Annotated in this window: 16 protein-coding genes; 11 read left to right on the plus strand and 5 right to left on the minus strand. The window is 61.5% G+C overall.

All coding sequences use genetic code 11. The annotated features are described in order from the left end of the window. Positions 1-49 precede the first annotated feature (49 nt). The 7 genes from J2857_RS01545 to J2857_RS01575 all read left to right on the plus strand — a co-directional run bounded on the left by J2857_RS01545 (position 50) and on the right by J2857_RS01575 (position 7,337). The gene (locus J2857_RS01545) at positions 50-976 is read left to right on the plus strand and encodes a carbohydrate ABC transporter permease (protein WP_210009986.1); all 927 of its coding nucleotides are present in this window, start codon (positions 50-52) and stop codon (positions 974-976) included. Then, complete coding sequence (locus J2857_RS01550) at positions 973-1,854, plus strand: carbohydrate ABC transporter permease (protein WP_210008231.1); 882 nt, start codon at positions 973-975, stop codon at positions 1,852-1,854. The genes J2857_RS01545 and J2857_RS01550 overlap by 4 nt, the downstream gene beginning before the upstream one ends. A 6-nt stretch (positions 1,855-1,860) precedes the next feature. After that, positions 1,861-2,967, plus strand: coding sequence for an ABC transporter ATP-binding protein (locus J2857_RS01555; RefSeq protein ID WP_210008232.1), 1,107 nt, complete (start codon positions 1,861-1,863; stop codon positions 2,965-2,967). Positions 2,968-3,278: 311 nt separating this feature from the next. After that, the gene (locus J2857_RS01560; protein WP_245362982.1) at positions 3,279-4,079 is read left to right on the plus strand and encodes a BON domain-containing protein; all 801 of its coding nucleotides are present in this window, start codon (positions 3,279-3,281) and stop codon (positions 4,077-4,079) included. Positions 4,080-4,144: 65 nt separating this feature from the next. Then, positions 4,145-4,366, plus strand: coding sequence for a hypothetical protein (locus J2857_RS01565; protein WP_210008233.1), 222 nt, complete (start codon positions 4,145-4,147; stop codon positions 4,364-4,366). Positions 4,367-4,537: 171 nt separating this feature from the next. Then, positions 4,538-6,238 carry a sensor histidine kinase gene (locus tag J2857_RS01570; protein WP_210008234.1) on the plus strand — a complete coding sequence of 567 codons (1,701 nt, stop codon included), beginning with the start codon at positions 4,538-4,540 and terminating at the stop codon, positions 6,236-6,238. A gap of 82 nt (positions 6,239-6,320) precedes the next feature. Then, a complete protein-coding gene (locus J2857_RS01575) occupies positions 6,321-7,337 on the plus strand; it encodes a DNA topoisomerase IB (protein ID WP_210009988.1) in 1,017 nt (338 codons plus the stop codon). A gap of 60 nt (positions 7,338-7,397) precedes the next feature. Here the strand turns inward: J2857_RS01575 and J2857_RS01580 are convergent, their stop codons facing one another. Together J2857_RS01580 and J2857_RS01585 are read right to left on the minus strand one after the other, a co-directional pair. Next, a complete protein-coding gene (locus J2857_RS01580) occupies positions 7,398-7,958 on the minus strand; it encodes a type 1 glutamine amidotransferase domain-containing protein (protein WP_210008235.1) in 561 nt (186 codons plus the stop codon). Between the two features lie 44 nt (positions 7,959-8,002). After that, complete coding sequence (locus tag J2857_RS01585) at positions 8,003-8,200, minus strand: hypothetical protein (RefSeq protein WP_210008236.1); 198 nt, start codon at positions 8,198-8,200, stop codon at positions 8,003-8,005. Between the two features lie 254 nt (positions 8,201-8,454). Between J2857_RS01585 and J2857_RS01590 the strand changes: the two genes are divergently transcribed. Further along, positions 8,455-9,558 (plus strand): c-type cytochrome, encoded by a 1,104-nt coding sequence (locus J2857_RS01590; protein ID WP_245362983.1) that lies wholly within the window; start codon positions 8,455-8,457, stop codon positions 9,556-9,558. 34 nt (positions 9,559-9,592) lie between these two features. On the opposite strand, the gene J2857_RS31220 is transcribed toward J2857_RS01590, so the two are convergent. Continuing rightward, positions 9,593-9,715, minus strand: coding sequence for a hypothetical protein (locus J2857_RS31220; RefSeq protein ID WP_281068596.1), 123 nt, complete (start codon positions 9,713-9,715; stop codon positions 9,593-9,595). Positions 9,716-9,786: 71 nt separating this feature from the next. Then, complete coding sequence (locus J2857_RS01595; protein ID WP_210008237.1) at positions 9,787-10,053, minus strand: hypothetical protein; 267 nt, start codon at positions 10,051-10,053, stop codon at positions 9,787-9,789. A 113-nt stretch (positions 10,054-10,166) separates the two neighbouring features. Here J2857_RS01595 and J2857_RS01600 point away from each other — a divergent pair, with 113 nt between their 5' ends. The 3 genes from J2857_RS01600 to glgX all read left to right on the plus strand — a co-directional run bounded on the left by J2857_RS01600 (position 10,167) and on the right by glgX (position 12,847). Next, positions 10,167-10,454 carry a hypothetical protein gene (locus J2857_RS01600; RefSeq protein ID WP_210008238.1) on the plus strand — a complete coding sequence of 96 codons (288 nt, stop codon included), beginning with the start codon at positions 10,167-10,169 and terminating at the stop codon, positions 10,452-10,454. Then, entirely contained in the window at positions 10,451-10,696 is a 246-nt protein-coding gene (locus J2857_RS01605; RefSeq protein ID WP_210008239.1) for a hypothetical protein, read from the plus strand. The genes J2857_RS01600 and J2857_RS01605 overlap by 4 nt, the downstream gene beginning before the upstream one ends. A 72-nt stretch (positions 10,697-10,768) precedes the next feature. After that, entirely contained in the window at positions 10,769-12,847 is a 2,079-nt protein-coding gene (gene glgX, locus J2857_RS01610) for a glycogen debranching protein GlgX (RefSeq protein ID WP_210008240.1), read from the plus strand. 81 nt (positions 12,848-12,928) lie between these two features. Here glgX and glgA read toward each other — a convergent pair whose 3' ends face one another. Beyond that, complete coding sequence (gene glgA / locus J2857_RS01615) at positions 12,929-14,413, minus strand: glycogen synthase GlgA (RefSeq protein ID WP_210008241.1); 1,485 nt, start codon at positions 14,411-14,413, stop codon at positions 12,929-12,931. Between the last annotated feature and the right edge of the window lie 119 nt (positions 14,414-14,532).

The following is a 14,532-nucleotide window of genomic DNA, read 5'->3' on the forward strand; positions in this document are numbered from 1 at the left end:
ATTCCGGCTTGCCGGTATCTCTTAGTTCTGGTGTCTGCCGGAGGTCATGATGTCGACAATCGAACCGGTTCCCGTGCTTGAGCCGCAGAGACAGGGCCGTTCAATTGCGGACGGATTGCGCAACGCGCTGCCGAAGATCGTGCTGGCGCCGTCGTTTGCGGTGATCCTCGTCTTCGTTTACGGCTTCATCCTCTGGACGGTCTATCTTTCCTTCACCACCTCGCGCATCCTGCCGGTCTACAAATGGGGCGGTTTCGATGCCTATTATCGTCTCTGGTCGCAGCCTAACTGGTATGTGGCGATGCAGAACCTGGCGATCTTCGGCGTCCTCTATATCGGCATCTGCATCATCCTCGGGCTCGGCATCGCCATCCTGATGGACCAGCGGATCCGCGCCGAAGGCGTGCTGCGGCCGATCTTCCTCTATCCGATGGCACTGTCCTTCGTGGTCACCGGCACCGCGTGGAAATGGTTCCTCAACCCCGGCCTCGGGCTTGAGAACACCATGCACAATCTCGGCTGGACGAGTTTCAAGTTCGACTGGCTGGTCAATCCCAAGATGGCGATCTACACGGTCGTCATCGCCGGCGTCTGGCAAGCTTCCGGCTTTGTGATGGCAATGTTCCTGGCCGGTCTTCGCGGCATCGACGGCGAGATCATCAAGGCCGCCCAGATCGACGGCGCCTCGAACGTCTCAATCTACCGCCGGATCATCATTCCGCTCCTGCGTCCCGTCTTCCTCTCCGCCTTCATCGTGCTCGCGCATATGGCGATCAAGTCCTACGATCTGGTCATCGCGCTGACCGGCGGGGGGCCTGGCAACGCGACCGAACTGCCGTCCACCTTCATGTATTCCTACACGTTCACCCGTAACCAGATGAATGTCGGATCGGCGAGCGCCGTGATGATGCTGATGGGCATTACTGCGATCATCGTGCCCTATCTCTATTCGGAACTGCGGGAGAGAAAGCAATGAGCGCCGCCAACGAAACCGTCAGCGCCGGCGGTGCCCGCACCGCCCGTTATTTCATCTATGCAGCCCTGATCATCCTGGCGCTCGTCTATCTTCTGCCGCTCTACGTCATGCTATCGACGTCCTTGAAATCGCTGGACGAAATCCGCGGCGGCGACATGCTGGCGCCGCCACGCGATCCATCGATCGCCGCCTGGGTGCGTGCCTGGGGCGAGGCCTGCATCGGGGTCAGCTGCGTCGGCATCAAGGGCTATTTCTGGAACTCCATCAAGATGGTGGTTCCGGCAGTTCTGGTATCGACCCTGCTCGGCGCGCTCAACGGCTACGTGCTGACCAAGTGGCGCTTCCCGGGCCACAAGCTGGTGTTCGGCATGATGCTGTTTGCCTGCTTCATCCCGTTCCAGGCGGTCCTGATCCCGATGGCACGCGTGCTCGGCACGTTCGGGCTCTCGAATTCAACCACGGGCCTCGTCATCGTCCACGTCATCTACGGCCTCGGCTTCACCACGCTGTTCTTCCGCAACTACTACGAAGCATTTCCGGACGAGCTGGTGAAAGCCGCGATGATCGACGGCGCCGGGTTCTTCCGGATCTTCTGGCGCATCCTGCTGCCGAGTTCCGGACCGATCATCGTGGTCACGATCATCTACCAGTTCACCAATATCTGGAACGACTTCCTGTTCGGCGTGTCCTTTTCATCCGGCACGTCATCGCCGATGACGGTCGCGCTCAACAACCTTGTTGCCTCCTCCACCGGCGTCAAGGAATACAACGTCGACATGGCGGCTGCGGTGTTCGCAGCGCTTCCGACGCTGTTCGTCTATGTCGTCGCCGGACGCTATTTCGTGCGTGGCCTGATGGCCGGCGCAGTCAAGGGATAACCGCACATGAGCTTTCTTGAAATCAAGAATATTCGCAAGAAGATCGGCAATAACGAGATTCTGAAGGGCATCAATATCGAGCTCGAAAAGGGTGGCTTCCTGGTTCTCGTCGGCCCGTCCGGCTGCGGCAAGTCTACCCTGCTCAACGCGATCGCCGGCCTGCTGCCGCCGTCGTCGGGCGATATCGTCATCGACGGCCAGGTGGTCAACGACCTGCATCCGTCAAAGCGCGACATCGCCATGGTCTTCCAGTCCTATGCGCTCTATCCGAACATGACGGTGGAAGAGAACATCGCGTTCGCGCTCGAAATGCGCGGCGTCGAGAAGGCGCAGCGCGAGGCGGCGGTCAAGCAGGTCGCCAAGACGTTACAGATCGAGCATCTGTTGAAGCGTCGTCCGAGCCAGCTTTCCGGCGGCCAGCGCCAGCGCGTCGCCATGGGCCGCGCACTGGTGCGTCAGCCCCGCGTCTTCCTGTTCGACGAGCCGCTCTCCAATCTCGACGCCAAGCTGCGCGTCGAGGTGCGTGCCGAAATCAAGGCGCTGCACCAGAACACCCACGCCACCATCGTCTACGTGACCCACGACCAGATCGAGGCGATGACGCTCGCGACCAAGATCGTTGTGCTGAAAGAGGGCATGGTGCAGCAGGTCGGTACGCCGGCGGAAATCTACGGGCGCCCGGCCAACCTCTTCGTCGCCGATTTCATGGGCTCGCCGGCGATGAACATGCTGAAGGGCAAGGTCGTCTCTTCGGACGGCGCCCAGAGCATCGCGCTATTCGGCAATGAAGGTATCAAGGTCGCCATGCCGCCGTCGGTCACGGTGACCCTTGCCGACGGCAAGGACGTCATTCTCGGCCTGCGCCCGGAGACGATCACCGATGCCGGCCTCGTCGATCCGCAGGCACGCGCCACCGCCCATATCGAGGCGGAAGTGACGATGATCGAGCCGACCGGTTCCGACACTTTCGTCACCGGCAGGCTGGACGGCGCGACCTTCACCGCCCGCACCCGTTCCGACGTGCATGTCTCGCTCGGCCAGAAGTTCCCCTTCTCCTTCAATCTCGACAAGGCCGTGGTTTTCGATCCGCAGACGACCAGCCGCATCGACTAGCGGGCAGGCGGGTCTGAGTGCGGCTTTTTGTTTTTATTTTAATGTATAGATAACAATAGCTTAGCCGAACGGGCGGGCTGGAGGAATACAACCGCGACGGCTTGCAGCTGGATGCGGTCGCCCGTTCCCGGTGCCGTCATCTATGCGGAGCCGGCGGAGATCGCTGCCGGCGACTTCTTCCGGTCCACGATCATGGCCGTTTCCCCCGATTGACCTTCGTCTTTCCTCCCAAGAGGGGGAACAATCCCGAGGAGGCGGGGTTGAGTATGTGTCCTGCGAAACGGGACCAAACCAGACCGAGGAGACAGACAATGGCTAGTGGAAATCATTCCCAATCGGGCGGGTATCGAAACGACCGGATGCGCGACGAGCGTGATTTCGCGCGCGAGTCCTCCAGCGATTATCGTCCGGGTGATACGGGGTACGTGCGCGGTTTCAGCGACGATCCGCGGAGCGGCGATGCAAATCGAGAGGATGGCGACCGCTCACGTTTCTCCCGTTATGGACGCAGCGAACAATGGGCATCCGACGACGGCGGGTTCGAGGCCGGTTATGGTGATTCGGAGCGCTCACAGGCTTGGGCCCGCGATTCCTATCGCGGCCGCCCTTCCTCTTTCAGCTATGAGCCGGGCCGCAACCGCGTTAACCAGGCTTATGGGGACCGCTATGGCTCGGACTACCGCTTCGGTGGCGAGGACCGTTCCGGTCCGGACAGCCGCTTCCGCGGTTCCGACGATTACGGCCGCAACCGTAGCTTCATGGAACGCGCCGGCGATGAAGTCGCCTCCTGGTTCGGTAACGAAGATGCCGAACATCGCCGGAAGATGGACGAGCATCGCGGCAAGGGTCCGAAGGGCTATCAACGCTCCGATGCCCGCATCGAGGAGGACGTCAATGATCGCCTCAGCGACGATCCGGTGCTCGACGCATCCAACATCACCGTGACGGTTCAGGGGTCCGAAGTGACCCTCGACGGTTTCGTATCGAGCCGCTGGGACAAGCGGCGCGCCGAGGATCTGGTGGACGACGTTTCCGGCGTCCGGCACGTCCAGAACAACCTGCGCGTCAACAATAGTTCAACCGATACGCTGACGGGTTCGACCACGGTCTGACCCGGGCGGATCCATGCGTCAGGCTGCTGTCGGTAGCCTGACTTCATTCGGGAAGGGAGATCATCATGACCGAAAGCAATGATGCCGCCAGAATCCACAAGGACGCCAAGGGCCAGTACGCCAAGTCCCAGGCGGACGGCAAGTCAAACGGCGTCGCCAGCGCCAAACCGACCGTGATAACCGGCTCCGACGACGCGACGCGACACCGCAATCCGCCCGGCAAAAAGGGGCCGGAGAAGGACTGGGATGTGAACTTCGACGTGGCGGAGCGGCATCGGCGTACTTGAGCCGCCCCTTTCCGGAAAACCATATCGCCGGCAATCAATCCTTGGCCCGGCCTCTAAAACCAGTTAGAGAAGACCCGCTAGGATATTAGCAGATGGCGGGACACGGAAATGATTAATGCCGGCAGGCGGCACAGGCACCTGCAGCTTTTCTCCATAGGGTAAAGACGCGGAATGTTTAGAGTTTCGCGGTTTTTTCCAACGGCGCCGATTGGTGCCTATCTGGTCGCTCTGGCGGCGGGCGTGGCATTGCCTTTGCTGATTTTCGTCGGTTATCTGATGACGGAGCTGGAGGCGAACGAGAGGGAGATCCTTGCAGCGGAGACCGCCGAGGACGCCCAGTTGATTGCTCGCTCGATCGACCGCGAGCTGCAGGACATGGCGACGACGCTTCGGCTGCTTGTCACTTCGCCGGAGCTTGAAGCCGGCGATTTGCGCGCCTTCCACAACCGGACCCAGAACAGCCTCCGGTCCGATTCTCTCTATATTCTTGTCGTCAATGCGGACGGGCAGCAGCGGCTTAATACCCGCGTGCCGTTCGACGCGCCGCTTGGCAAGATCTCCAACATGCCGGCGCTCCAATCGGCTCTGAACAACGGCGTGACCGAAGTCTCCAACGTGTTCTTCGGCGCCACCAGCGGCAAGCATGTCTTCAATGTCACGATGCCCCTGTCCAGGGAGATTTCCCACTCCGGCGCCGCGATGATCATGACGCAGAATGCCGAGGACCTGCAGAAGCTCGTTTCGACGGAAGGGCTTCCCGCAGGCTGGTCGGTCGCGGTCGTCGATGGTGCCGGAAAGGTCGTAACCTCGCTCGGCGCCCATGGGCTCGTTTCCGGCACGGCGTTTCCGTCTGACATGCTCAAGCTGATGACTGGCTTCAAGGGTACGATCGAGGATATCGACGGCAGCCGGCGGCAGATGTACGGCTACGCGCAGATCACCGGCTGGACATGGAAGACCGTCGTCTGGGGGCCGATCGATACGGCGCAGGCGAGCATCCTTACCACATGGCGGCAGTTGATCGCCGGCGGCGCGATCTTCCTTGCCCTCGGCATGCTGATTGCCTGGCTCGTCGGTCGTCAGCTTCGCATCCCGATCCGGCAGATCGCCGAAATGGCCGAGCGGATCGGCAAGGGCGAGATCGTCTCGCCCGTGGAGACGAAAATCCGCGAGGCCAACCAGGTGGCGGTCGCCCTTTCGAATGCCTCCTTCGACCGCAGCGAGGCGGAAGACCGTATTCACCTCATCCTGCATGAGCTGGTTCACCGGACCAAGAACATCCTGACGCTGATCCAGGCGATGATGCGCCAGTTGGCACGCCAGGACACCACGATGGAGGAATTCCAGAAGGCGATCAGTACCCGCCTGCAGGGCCTCGGCAAATCGATAGAGGCTCTGGCGAAGGAGCAGTGGGCCGGGGTCTCGATCCGCCGCGTCATCGAAATCCACATGAGCACGTTCGCGGATGCGGCCGACCGGGTGGAGCTGCAGGGGACAGATTTTATCCTGAAGGCAGAAGCGGTCCAGAACCTTGGCCTCATCCTCCACGAGCTTGCCACCAACTCGGTGAAATACGGAGCACTCTCCGTATCGCAGGGCAGAGTGCGCATAGCCTGGAAGGATACGGTCAGCGAAGATGACGGTGAAAGCCGGCTGGAGCTCGTATGGGAAGAGAGGGACGGCCCCGCGGTCCACGAGCCTTCCCGCACCGGGTTCGGCACGACGATCATCAGGCGCCATGCGGCGGCGGCTTTCGCTGGCCAGGTCGAAGTCGACTTCCGCAGCGAAGGGCTTCGCTGGTCCTTGAATGCCCCGCGCCTGGCCTTCGAACGAGGCGAGGGCGCCGAAACTCTCAAGGACATAGCCATCTAGCGGTTATCTCCATGGATGCCGGAACGAAGGTGCGGTCCTCGCCGTTTGGTCGGCCATGGACGCCATGCTCACCACGATCAACATCGATCAGGATTCCCTCAAGACCATCGGCCTTACCTATGTCAGCGATACGGAGCCCGGCATCCGCCGGCTCAGGCGCGGCAAGGGCTTCACCTACCGCCTGCCGGACGGTACTTTGCTCTCCGACCCGGAACATCGCCTGCGGATCGCGTTGCTCGGCCTGCCGCCCGCCTACGAGAATGTCTGGATCTGCCTCGACCCGCGCGGGCATCTCCAGGCGACCGGCTACGATTCGCGCGGCCGCAAGCAGTATCGTTATCATCCCGACTGGCAGAACTATCGCAGCGAACGCAAGTTCGATCAGCTCGTCCGGTTCGGCGAGGCTCTGCCGCGTATCCGCCGCAAGGCGAAACGGGACCTGGAGCTTGGCCTCGACAAGTCGGATGCGGTGATCGCCGCATTGGTGGCTCTGATGGACGCGACCCATCTGCGGGTGGGAAACCGTCTCTATGCCAAGGAGAACAAGACCTATGGCGCGACCACGCTTCTGAAGCGCCACATGACGCTATCCGGCGAGGCGATCATGCTGCGTTTCGTCGCCAAGGGCGGACGCCGCGTGCAGCACACGCTGAAACATCCCCGCCTGCAGCGCATCCTGGAGGAAATAGCCGACCTGCCGGGACGGCAGCTGTTTTCCTGGCCGGACGAGCAGGGCATGCCGCATCCGATCGACTCGGGCCGGCTCAACGCCTATCTCGCCAACGCGGCAGGGTTCGCCGTGTCGGCCAAGACGTTTCGCACCTGGGGCGGCAGTCTCGCCGCGCTAATGGCGGCCTGGGAAGTGGTGGAAGAGGAAGGCCGGCGCCCGAAGATCAAGGCGATGTGCAATGCGGCGGCGCAAGCTCTGCACAACACGCCGGCCGTCTGCCGCTCGAGCTACATCCATCCGGCTATTCTGGCACTCTCGGAAGATGTCTCACCCCTGGAAAAGCTGATGAGCAACAAGGTGGTGCTGAACAGGCCGAGGGAGTTGCGCACCGACGAGCGGCGGCTTCTGGCGTTTCTGAAGGAAGCCTAGGCTTGCGTGTCGGCCGCCCGCGAGGAGGTTGCGGGCGGCCTGGGCCGAGCTGACGTCGATTTACGCCGCCCGGCGGTTATGGCGTCCTTCCTGGACTTCCTCCACGATCTTCGCCACGAATTGCGGCAGATCATCGGGCGAGCGCGAGGTGATGATGCCGTTATCGACCACCACGGCCTCGTCCTTCCAGGATGCGCCGGCGTTGCGGAGATCGGTGCGGATCGAATGATAGGACGTCGCCTTGCGACCGCGAAGCGCATCGGCCTCCACCAGCAGCCAGGGACCATGGCAGATCGCCGCCACCGGCTTGCCGCTTTTCACGAAGTCCCGCACGACCTTCATCGCATCTATGTTGCCACGCAGGATGTCGGGGTTGATCTGGCCGCCCGGCAGCACGAGGGCGTCAAAGTCCTCCGCCTTGACGTTCCTGGCTTCCAGATCGACCGGGACGGTATCACCCCAGTCCTTTTTGTCCCAGCTTTTGATCTCGCCCGCCTTGATGGACGCGATCTTGACGCCGGCGCCGCGTTTTTTCAGTTCCTCCAGCGGGACGCGCAGTTCCGATCGCTCATAGCCGTCGGCCGCGAGGATCAGGATGTTGGCGGACTCGATGGTGGTCATGCTGGTCTCCTTTTTGGGTAATTCCGTTGTTCGCAAAGCTTGCCTCAGAGCCGGCCGGTGGAGAGGTCCCGGCCGTTGATCGAGGCTGGGACGCTGATTTCCTCACGGGGCGACTTGGGCAAGGGAAGGACCACGGCATCGGGTACGACGACCTGCAGTTCTTCCGGATGGGCCACGGCGAAAGTTTTCTTCTGGTAAGTGCCGGTGAGCCTGTTTCTGAGGATTTTTAGAAAGTGTCTCATGATTTTCTCCCGTCGCGAATGCTGGGCGATTGCCCGTTCACAGGGGAGCAAACCCGTCGTCAGAGGATTCGTTCCATTTTTTCACAGCCGGTTACACAAAGTTATCTGCCGGCTGGAACAAAATTCCTGATGGTGCGTTCGGTGCCGAATTTGTCGGCTCTCTTGCTGACGCCCCACTTCTCCACGATGCACTCGGCGTGCAGCTTTTCCTTTTTCTCCATCCGTTTTACGGTAAGGCTGGGATATGCTGCCGCATGAGCAGCGCGAGCCGGGGTTTTGGGAGGAATGGCCGGGTGACGATCCGCTGGAAATATCTCGCGATCCTGGTGATCGTGGCGCCGCTTCTCGGGCTCGGCTTCGCCTGGTCCGGACTGATGAGCGTCAAGGCGAGCACCGGCCATTGGGCAGTGACCGACTGGTTCCTGCATTGGGTGATGCGCAACTCGATCCGTACCGCAGCTCTTTCCATCGAAGTGCCGCCGCTGGACAACCCGGCGTTGGTGCCGCCAGGCGCCGGGCATTTCGAGACAGGATGCGCCATCTGTCATGGTTCCCCGGCGCAGAGGGCCTCAGGCGCGGTGCTCGCCATGCTGCCGCCGCCGCCAGACTTGAAGAAGGTGGTTCCCAGCTGGAGCGATGCGGAGCTCTTCGAGATCGTCAAGCACGGCGTGCGCTTCACCGGCATGCCGGCTTGGCCGGCGCAGGTACGCGACGACGAAATCTGGGACATGGTGGCGTTTCTGCGGAAGCTGCCGGACATGGACGGCAATGCCTATCTGCAGGCGTCCGGCCTGCATGGTATCGGCACCGCAGGCGAAGTTTCGCCGCTGCCGATCACCTGCGAAAGCTGTCATGCGGAAAAGCGGCTGGGCGTCAACAGCGTCATCCCGCGGCTCGCCGGGCAGTCGGAGCCCTACCTGCTCAATAGCCTGCGCGCCTACGCGCATGGTGAACGTGCGAGCGGCATCATGAAGGTCGCTGTCGGGACTTTGGCCGAGGAAAGCCTGCCGGAGCTTGCAAGCTATTATGCCAAACAGGCGAGGCCTCAAAGGCCTTCGGTGCCAGTCGATGCGCAGCTCGTGGAAAGGGGTCGCGAGATCGCGGAAAGGGGAAGAGCGGCAGACAAAATTCCCGCCTGCCTCAGTTGCCACGAGAAGCCCGGCGGTAATCCTGCTTATCCGCGCATCTCGGGTCAAAACGCCCCTTATCTGGAGCGCCAGCTCCGCCTCTTCCATGCAGGTGTGCGAGGCGGGTCTTCCTTCAGCCACCTGATGACGGAGGTGGCAAAAAAATTGAATGAAGAAGATTTTGCCGCTCTCGCGGCCTTCTTTGCCGGCCGCGAGAGCAGTGGGCCTTGAGTGTAAGGCCTCTCTCCTCCCCAGGAGCTTGGAATTAGACCGGGACGACCATCATGTAGCAGGCGGCGATCACCAGAACAAAGCCTGCTGCTTCTACCCATTCTCTGACCATCGTCGCCTCCATCGCTTTGGTCGTGAATGAACGATAAAGTCGCATTGTAGTTCCACGAAATGGCCATAAACGTGGCGGGATCGCCTTAAATGTGAAGCCGCATGGTTAACAGGACGTCAATTGTCGTCGGCTGCAGCCCTGGCGCGGGCCGCATCGAGGATCGAACGCACCTCGCGGGCCCCGGAATTTTCAATCGCGAAGGCACCCTCCGGCAACAGGCCCGGGTCTTCCTCATTATCCTTGAATGTGGCGTCATCGCGCAGCCGCCTGAGGAACGAGGTGATGGTGATTTCGCCGCCGATCATGGCGGATAGGAGCTCGATCAGCAGTTCGCGATGCGCGTTCAGGCGCCCTTCCAGTTCCTGCGGTGTCAGCGTCGACATGGTGTCCTCCTTGTCCCGTGCTTTGCCTCCTCAAGCAAATAGCGGAGGTTTCGGCGGAGGGAACAATCGCCGTGACCGAAAGTTGATCCTTTAGCAGACACATGGAGAAGACCATGGCAGAGTTCGCCAGATCGAAGGGCGGTGAGAGTGAACGCGACGTGCGCGACCGGCTGATCCTTGCCCTTTATGCCCAGTTGAAGGCCGAACGACAGACCCGCGAGGCGCTGGAATACGTCATTCGCAACGGTGCACTCGCGCCCGAAGTGCTGGAAGCCATTGCCGGCGATCCGATCCCGGCCGCAAGCGCCGAGGATGTCGCCGCGGTCGAGAAGGTTATCGCGCTGGATGCGCATCGTCGGCAGGCCGCGTTTCGCAAATCCCGTGAAGAGGACCAGCCATGAAGAGTTTCGTTGTTGCGCTGGGAACCGTGGTGCTCCTGAGCGCCTGTAGCGACAGCGGCGAAAAACAGAGCGATCCGATCAACAACACGCCGCCGACGCAATCCAACAACACGGCGCCGACGGATCGCAGCCCGTCGCCGCAGACGGGAACGGGTGGCCAGAGCCCGGCGACATCGCCAACCGGAGCAACCAACACGACCCCAGGTAGTCCGCCGCCGGCGGCCGGATCGGGCAATCCATAGTTTTCCTTTGTGCCCAGGGAACGAAATGTTGTGCCGCACCATTATGACGCCAGTCTTTCAATTGGGTGCGGCATGGATACGAAATCAAACCACTTTGTCATCGAGCCCGGCTCTTGGCTTAAGCTCGGGGCCAACTTTGACGGCGAGGGCGTCAACTTCGCGATTTTCTCGGCCCATGCCGAACGGGTGGAGCTTTGTCTGTACGACCCGACCGGCAAGATAGAGATCGCCAGGTTCGTGCTTCCGGAATACACCCATGAAATCTGGCACGGTTATGTGCCTGGATTGAAGCCGGGCTCCCTCTACGGCTTCCGGGTCCACGGCCCGTACGATCCGGAAAACGGCCATCGGTTCAACCCGAACAAGCTGCTGATTGACCCCTATGCGCGCGAGTTCTCCGGCGATGTCGACTGGAACGAGGCGCATTTCGCCTATGACCTTCTGCATGAAGACAAGGATCTTACCTTCGACGAGCGCGACAGCGCACCGTTCATGCCGAAGTGCCGGGTCATCGATCCGAACGAATTCGACTGGAAGGACCAGAACCGGCCGAACATCGCCTGGCCGGCGACGATCGTCTACGAGACCCATGTGAAGGGCTTCACCCAGCTTAATCCGGGCATTCCGAAGAATCTGCGCGGCACATTCGAGGGCATGGGCCACAAGGCGTCGGTGGAGTACATCAAGAGCCTCGGCATCACATCCGTCGAGCTGATGCCGGTTCATTATTTCCCGGACGATCAGCACCTGCTCGACAAGGGCCTGCATAATTTCTGGGGTTACAACACGCTCGGCTTCTTCGCGCCCGCTTCCCGCTATTATGGCCCGAAGGGCATCCAGGGGTTCCGCGATATGGTGCGCAGCTTTCACGATGCCGGCATCGAGGTCATTCTCGACGTGGTCTACAACCATACGGCGGAGGGCAACGAACTCGGGCCGACGCTGTCGTTCAAGGGCATCGACAACTTCTCCTACTACCGGACCATGCCCGACCAGCATCGCTATTACATCAACGACACGGGAACCGGGAACACGGTCAACACTTCGCATCCGCGGGTGCTGCAGCTGATCATGGATTCGCTGCGCTACTGGACCGAGAGCATGCATGTCGATGGGTTCCGTTTCGATCTCGGCACGATCCTCGGCCGCGAGCCGCAAGGTTTCGACGAGCGTGGCGGCTTCTTCGACGCGATCACTCAGGATCCGGTGCTCTCCAAGGTGAAGCTGATCGGCGAGCCCTGGGATATCGGTCCTGGCGGTTACCAGGTCGGCGGCTTTCCCCCCGGCTGGGCGGAATGGAACGACAAATATCGTGACACCGTGCGCGAATACTGGAAGGGCACCAATGTCTCGACGGACTTCGCCGCGCGCCTGCTCGGTTCCGGCGATCTTTACGATCAGCGCGGCCGCCGCCCGTGGGCGAGCGTCAACTTCATTGCCGCCCATGACGGCTTCACGCTGAACGACCTCGTGTCCTACAACGAGAAGCACAACGAGGCGAACGGCGAGGACAATAACGACGGCCATAACGACAACCGCAGCTACAATTACGGTGCCGAAGGCCCGACCGAGGACGAGGGCATCAATGCGGTGCGTGACCGCCAGAAGCGCAATTTCCTCGCCACCCTGTTCTTCTCGCACGGCACCCCGATGCTGCTTGCCGGCGACGAGTTCGGTCGCAGCCAGATGGGCAACAACAATGGCTATTGCCAGGACAGCGAGATTTCCTGGGTTCATTGGGAAGACCTGCCGGAGACTTGCGAGGAGCTTCGCGAATTCACCCGCCAGATCATCAAGCTGCGCCAGGAACAGCCCTTGCTGCGTCGCGAGAACTGGCGCGACGGTCTGGACATCAAATGGTTCAATGCCGGCGGCGGTTTTCAGACGCCGGAACAGTGGGACGAAGGCTCCACGCTCGGTCTCCATATCGGTCGAACCGATCTTCGGGAAGAGGAGGGCATCTGGCACGACGTGCTGCTGCTCTTCAACCCGTTCGAGGGCAATGTGCCGTTCCGCATCCCGCAGTTCGGGGAGGGCGGGTGGGTGCTTGAACTCACCACGTCCGACCTTTCCAAGCGCGGCCTGGTGATCACCAAGGAAAAGGACTTCGAGCTGGAAGGCCGCAGCCTGGCGCTGTTCCGCAGGCCGTGAGCGGCCTCCGCTTTTCACCCATTCTCCATCAAAAAACCGGCCTCCAGGGCCGGCTTCTTTTTGGCTGTTTGGTGGAGAAAATCAGAGCGTCGCGCGGCGGATATCCGAGCTTGTCGAGGCAATGTGGCCGGACTTCAGCACCAGATCGGCATAGACGGCGGCATATTGCTGGGCGCTGCGTTCCCAGGAGAATTTCGCCTTCATGCCCTGGTTCTGCAGGCGTGCCCACATTTTCGGGTCGGCATAGGCGTGCAATGCGCGGCGAAGCGCCAGCCGCAATCCGTCGGTGGTGACCGGATGGAACTGGAACCCGGTGGCGACGCGGGCGGACATGGCGGCATCATTGGCATCGATGATCGTTTCCGATAGCCCGCCGGTGCGGGAGACGACGGGGACGCAGCCGTAGCGGAGCGCGTAGAGCTGGGTCAGCCCGCAGGGTTCAAAGCGGGAGGGCTGGACGATCGCATCAGACCCGCCGTGGACCAGATGAGCCGTCGGTTCGTCGTAACCGAAATGCACCGCCATCCGGCCCGGAAAACGCGCGGCGGTATCGGCCAGCGCCCGTTCAATCTCCCGGTCGCCCTGGCCGAAGACGATCACCTGGCCGCCGTTGCGGATGATCTCGTCCGCCGTATCGGCGAACATATCAAATCCCTTCTGCCAGGTCAGCCGACTGACGGCGGAAAATACGGGGCCTTCCTGGGCCGGGTTCAGCCCGAATTTCTGAAGCAGCACGGCGCGGTTCTCGCGCTTGCGGCGCAGCGTACCGACATCGTAGTTGCGTGGCAGGTGCGGATCCGTCGAGGGGTCCCAGATATCGAGGTCGATGCCGTTGACGATGCCGCGCAGGACGGAGACGCGGGCATTCAGGACCCCGTCCATGCCCATGCCGAAGCGCGGGGTGAGGATCTCGCGCGCATAGGTCGGGCTGACGGTGGTGATCGCGTCGGCCGTCTGCAGGCCGCCTTTGAGGAAACTGATATCGCCGAAATATTCCATGCGATTCATGGAATAGGCCTCGGGCGGCAGGCCGATGCTCATCAGCACGCCGGCAGGATACTGGCCCTGGAAGGCGAGGTTGTGGATGGTCAGCACGACGGGCGTCATGCAGCCGCGCTCGCGCATATAGACCGAGGTCAGCGCCGACTGCCAGTCATGGGTATGAACCAGGTCAGGGACCCAGCCCGGCAGCAATTCATCGGCGATTTCTGCTGCAGCGAGGGAAAGTGCGGCGAACCGTTTCCAGTTGTCGGGATGATCCATGCCCTCTTCATCGACATAGGGGCCGCCCGGCCGGTCGTAAAGAGCAGGCGCATCGAGGATGAAAAGGCTGAGGCCTTCGACGCGGGTATGAAGGAGCGCTGCTTTTTCGCCGAGCAGGTTGTCGAAGGTGACCAGCGGCATGGCGCTCTTCAGCTGCTGCATGACCTGGGGATAACCGGGGATCAGGGAGGTGGTCTCGATGCCGAGGGGGCTGAGGGCCTTCGGCAGCGATCCGGTCACGTCTGCAAGGCCACCCGTCTTCACAAGGGGAAAGATTTCGGAGGTGACCGAAAGAATTCTCATGCCGGGAAGCCCCCGCTTTCCATAGTCAGTATTGATCCCCTGTCCGCCCGCGCTCCGCTCATCTCGACGGGGTTCGCCGATCGGGACGTAAGCGTTCATCATGCGTGCCTCCGCCATCT

The sequence above is a fragment of the Neorhizobium galegae genome (genome assembly GCF_017877055.1).
Lineage (GTDB): Bacteria > Pseudomonadota > Alphaproteobacteria > Rhizobiales > Rhizobiaceae > Neorhizobium > Neorhizobium galegae_D.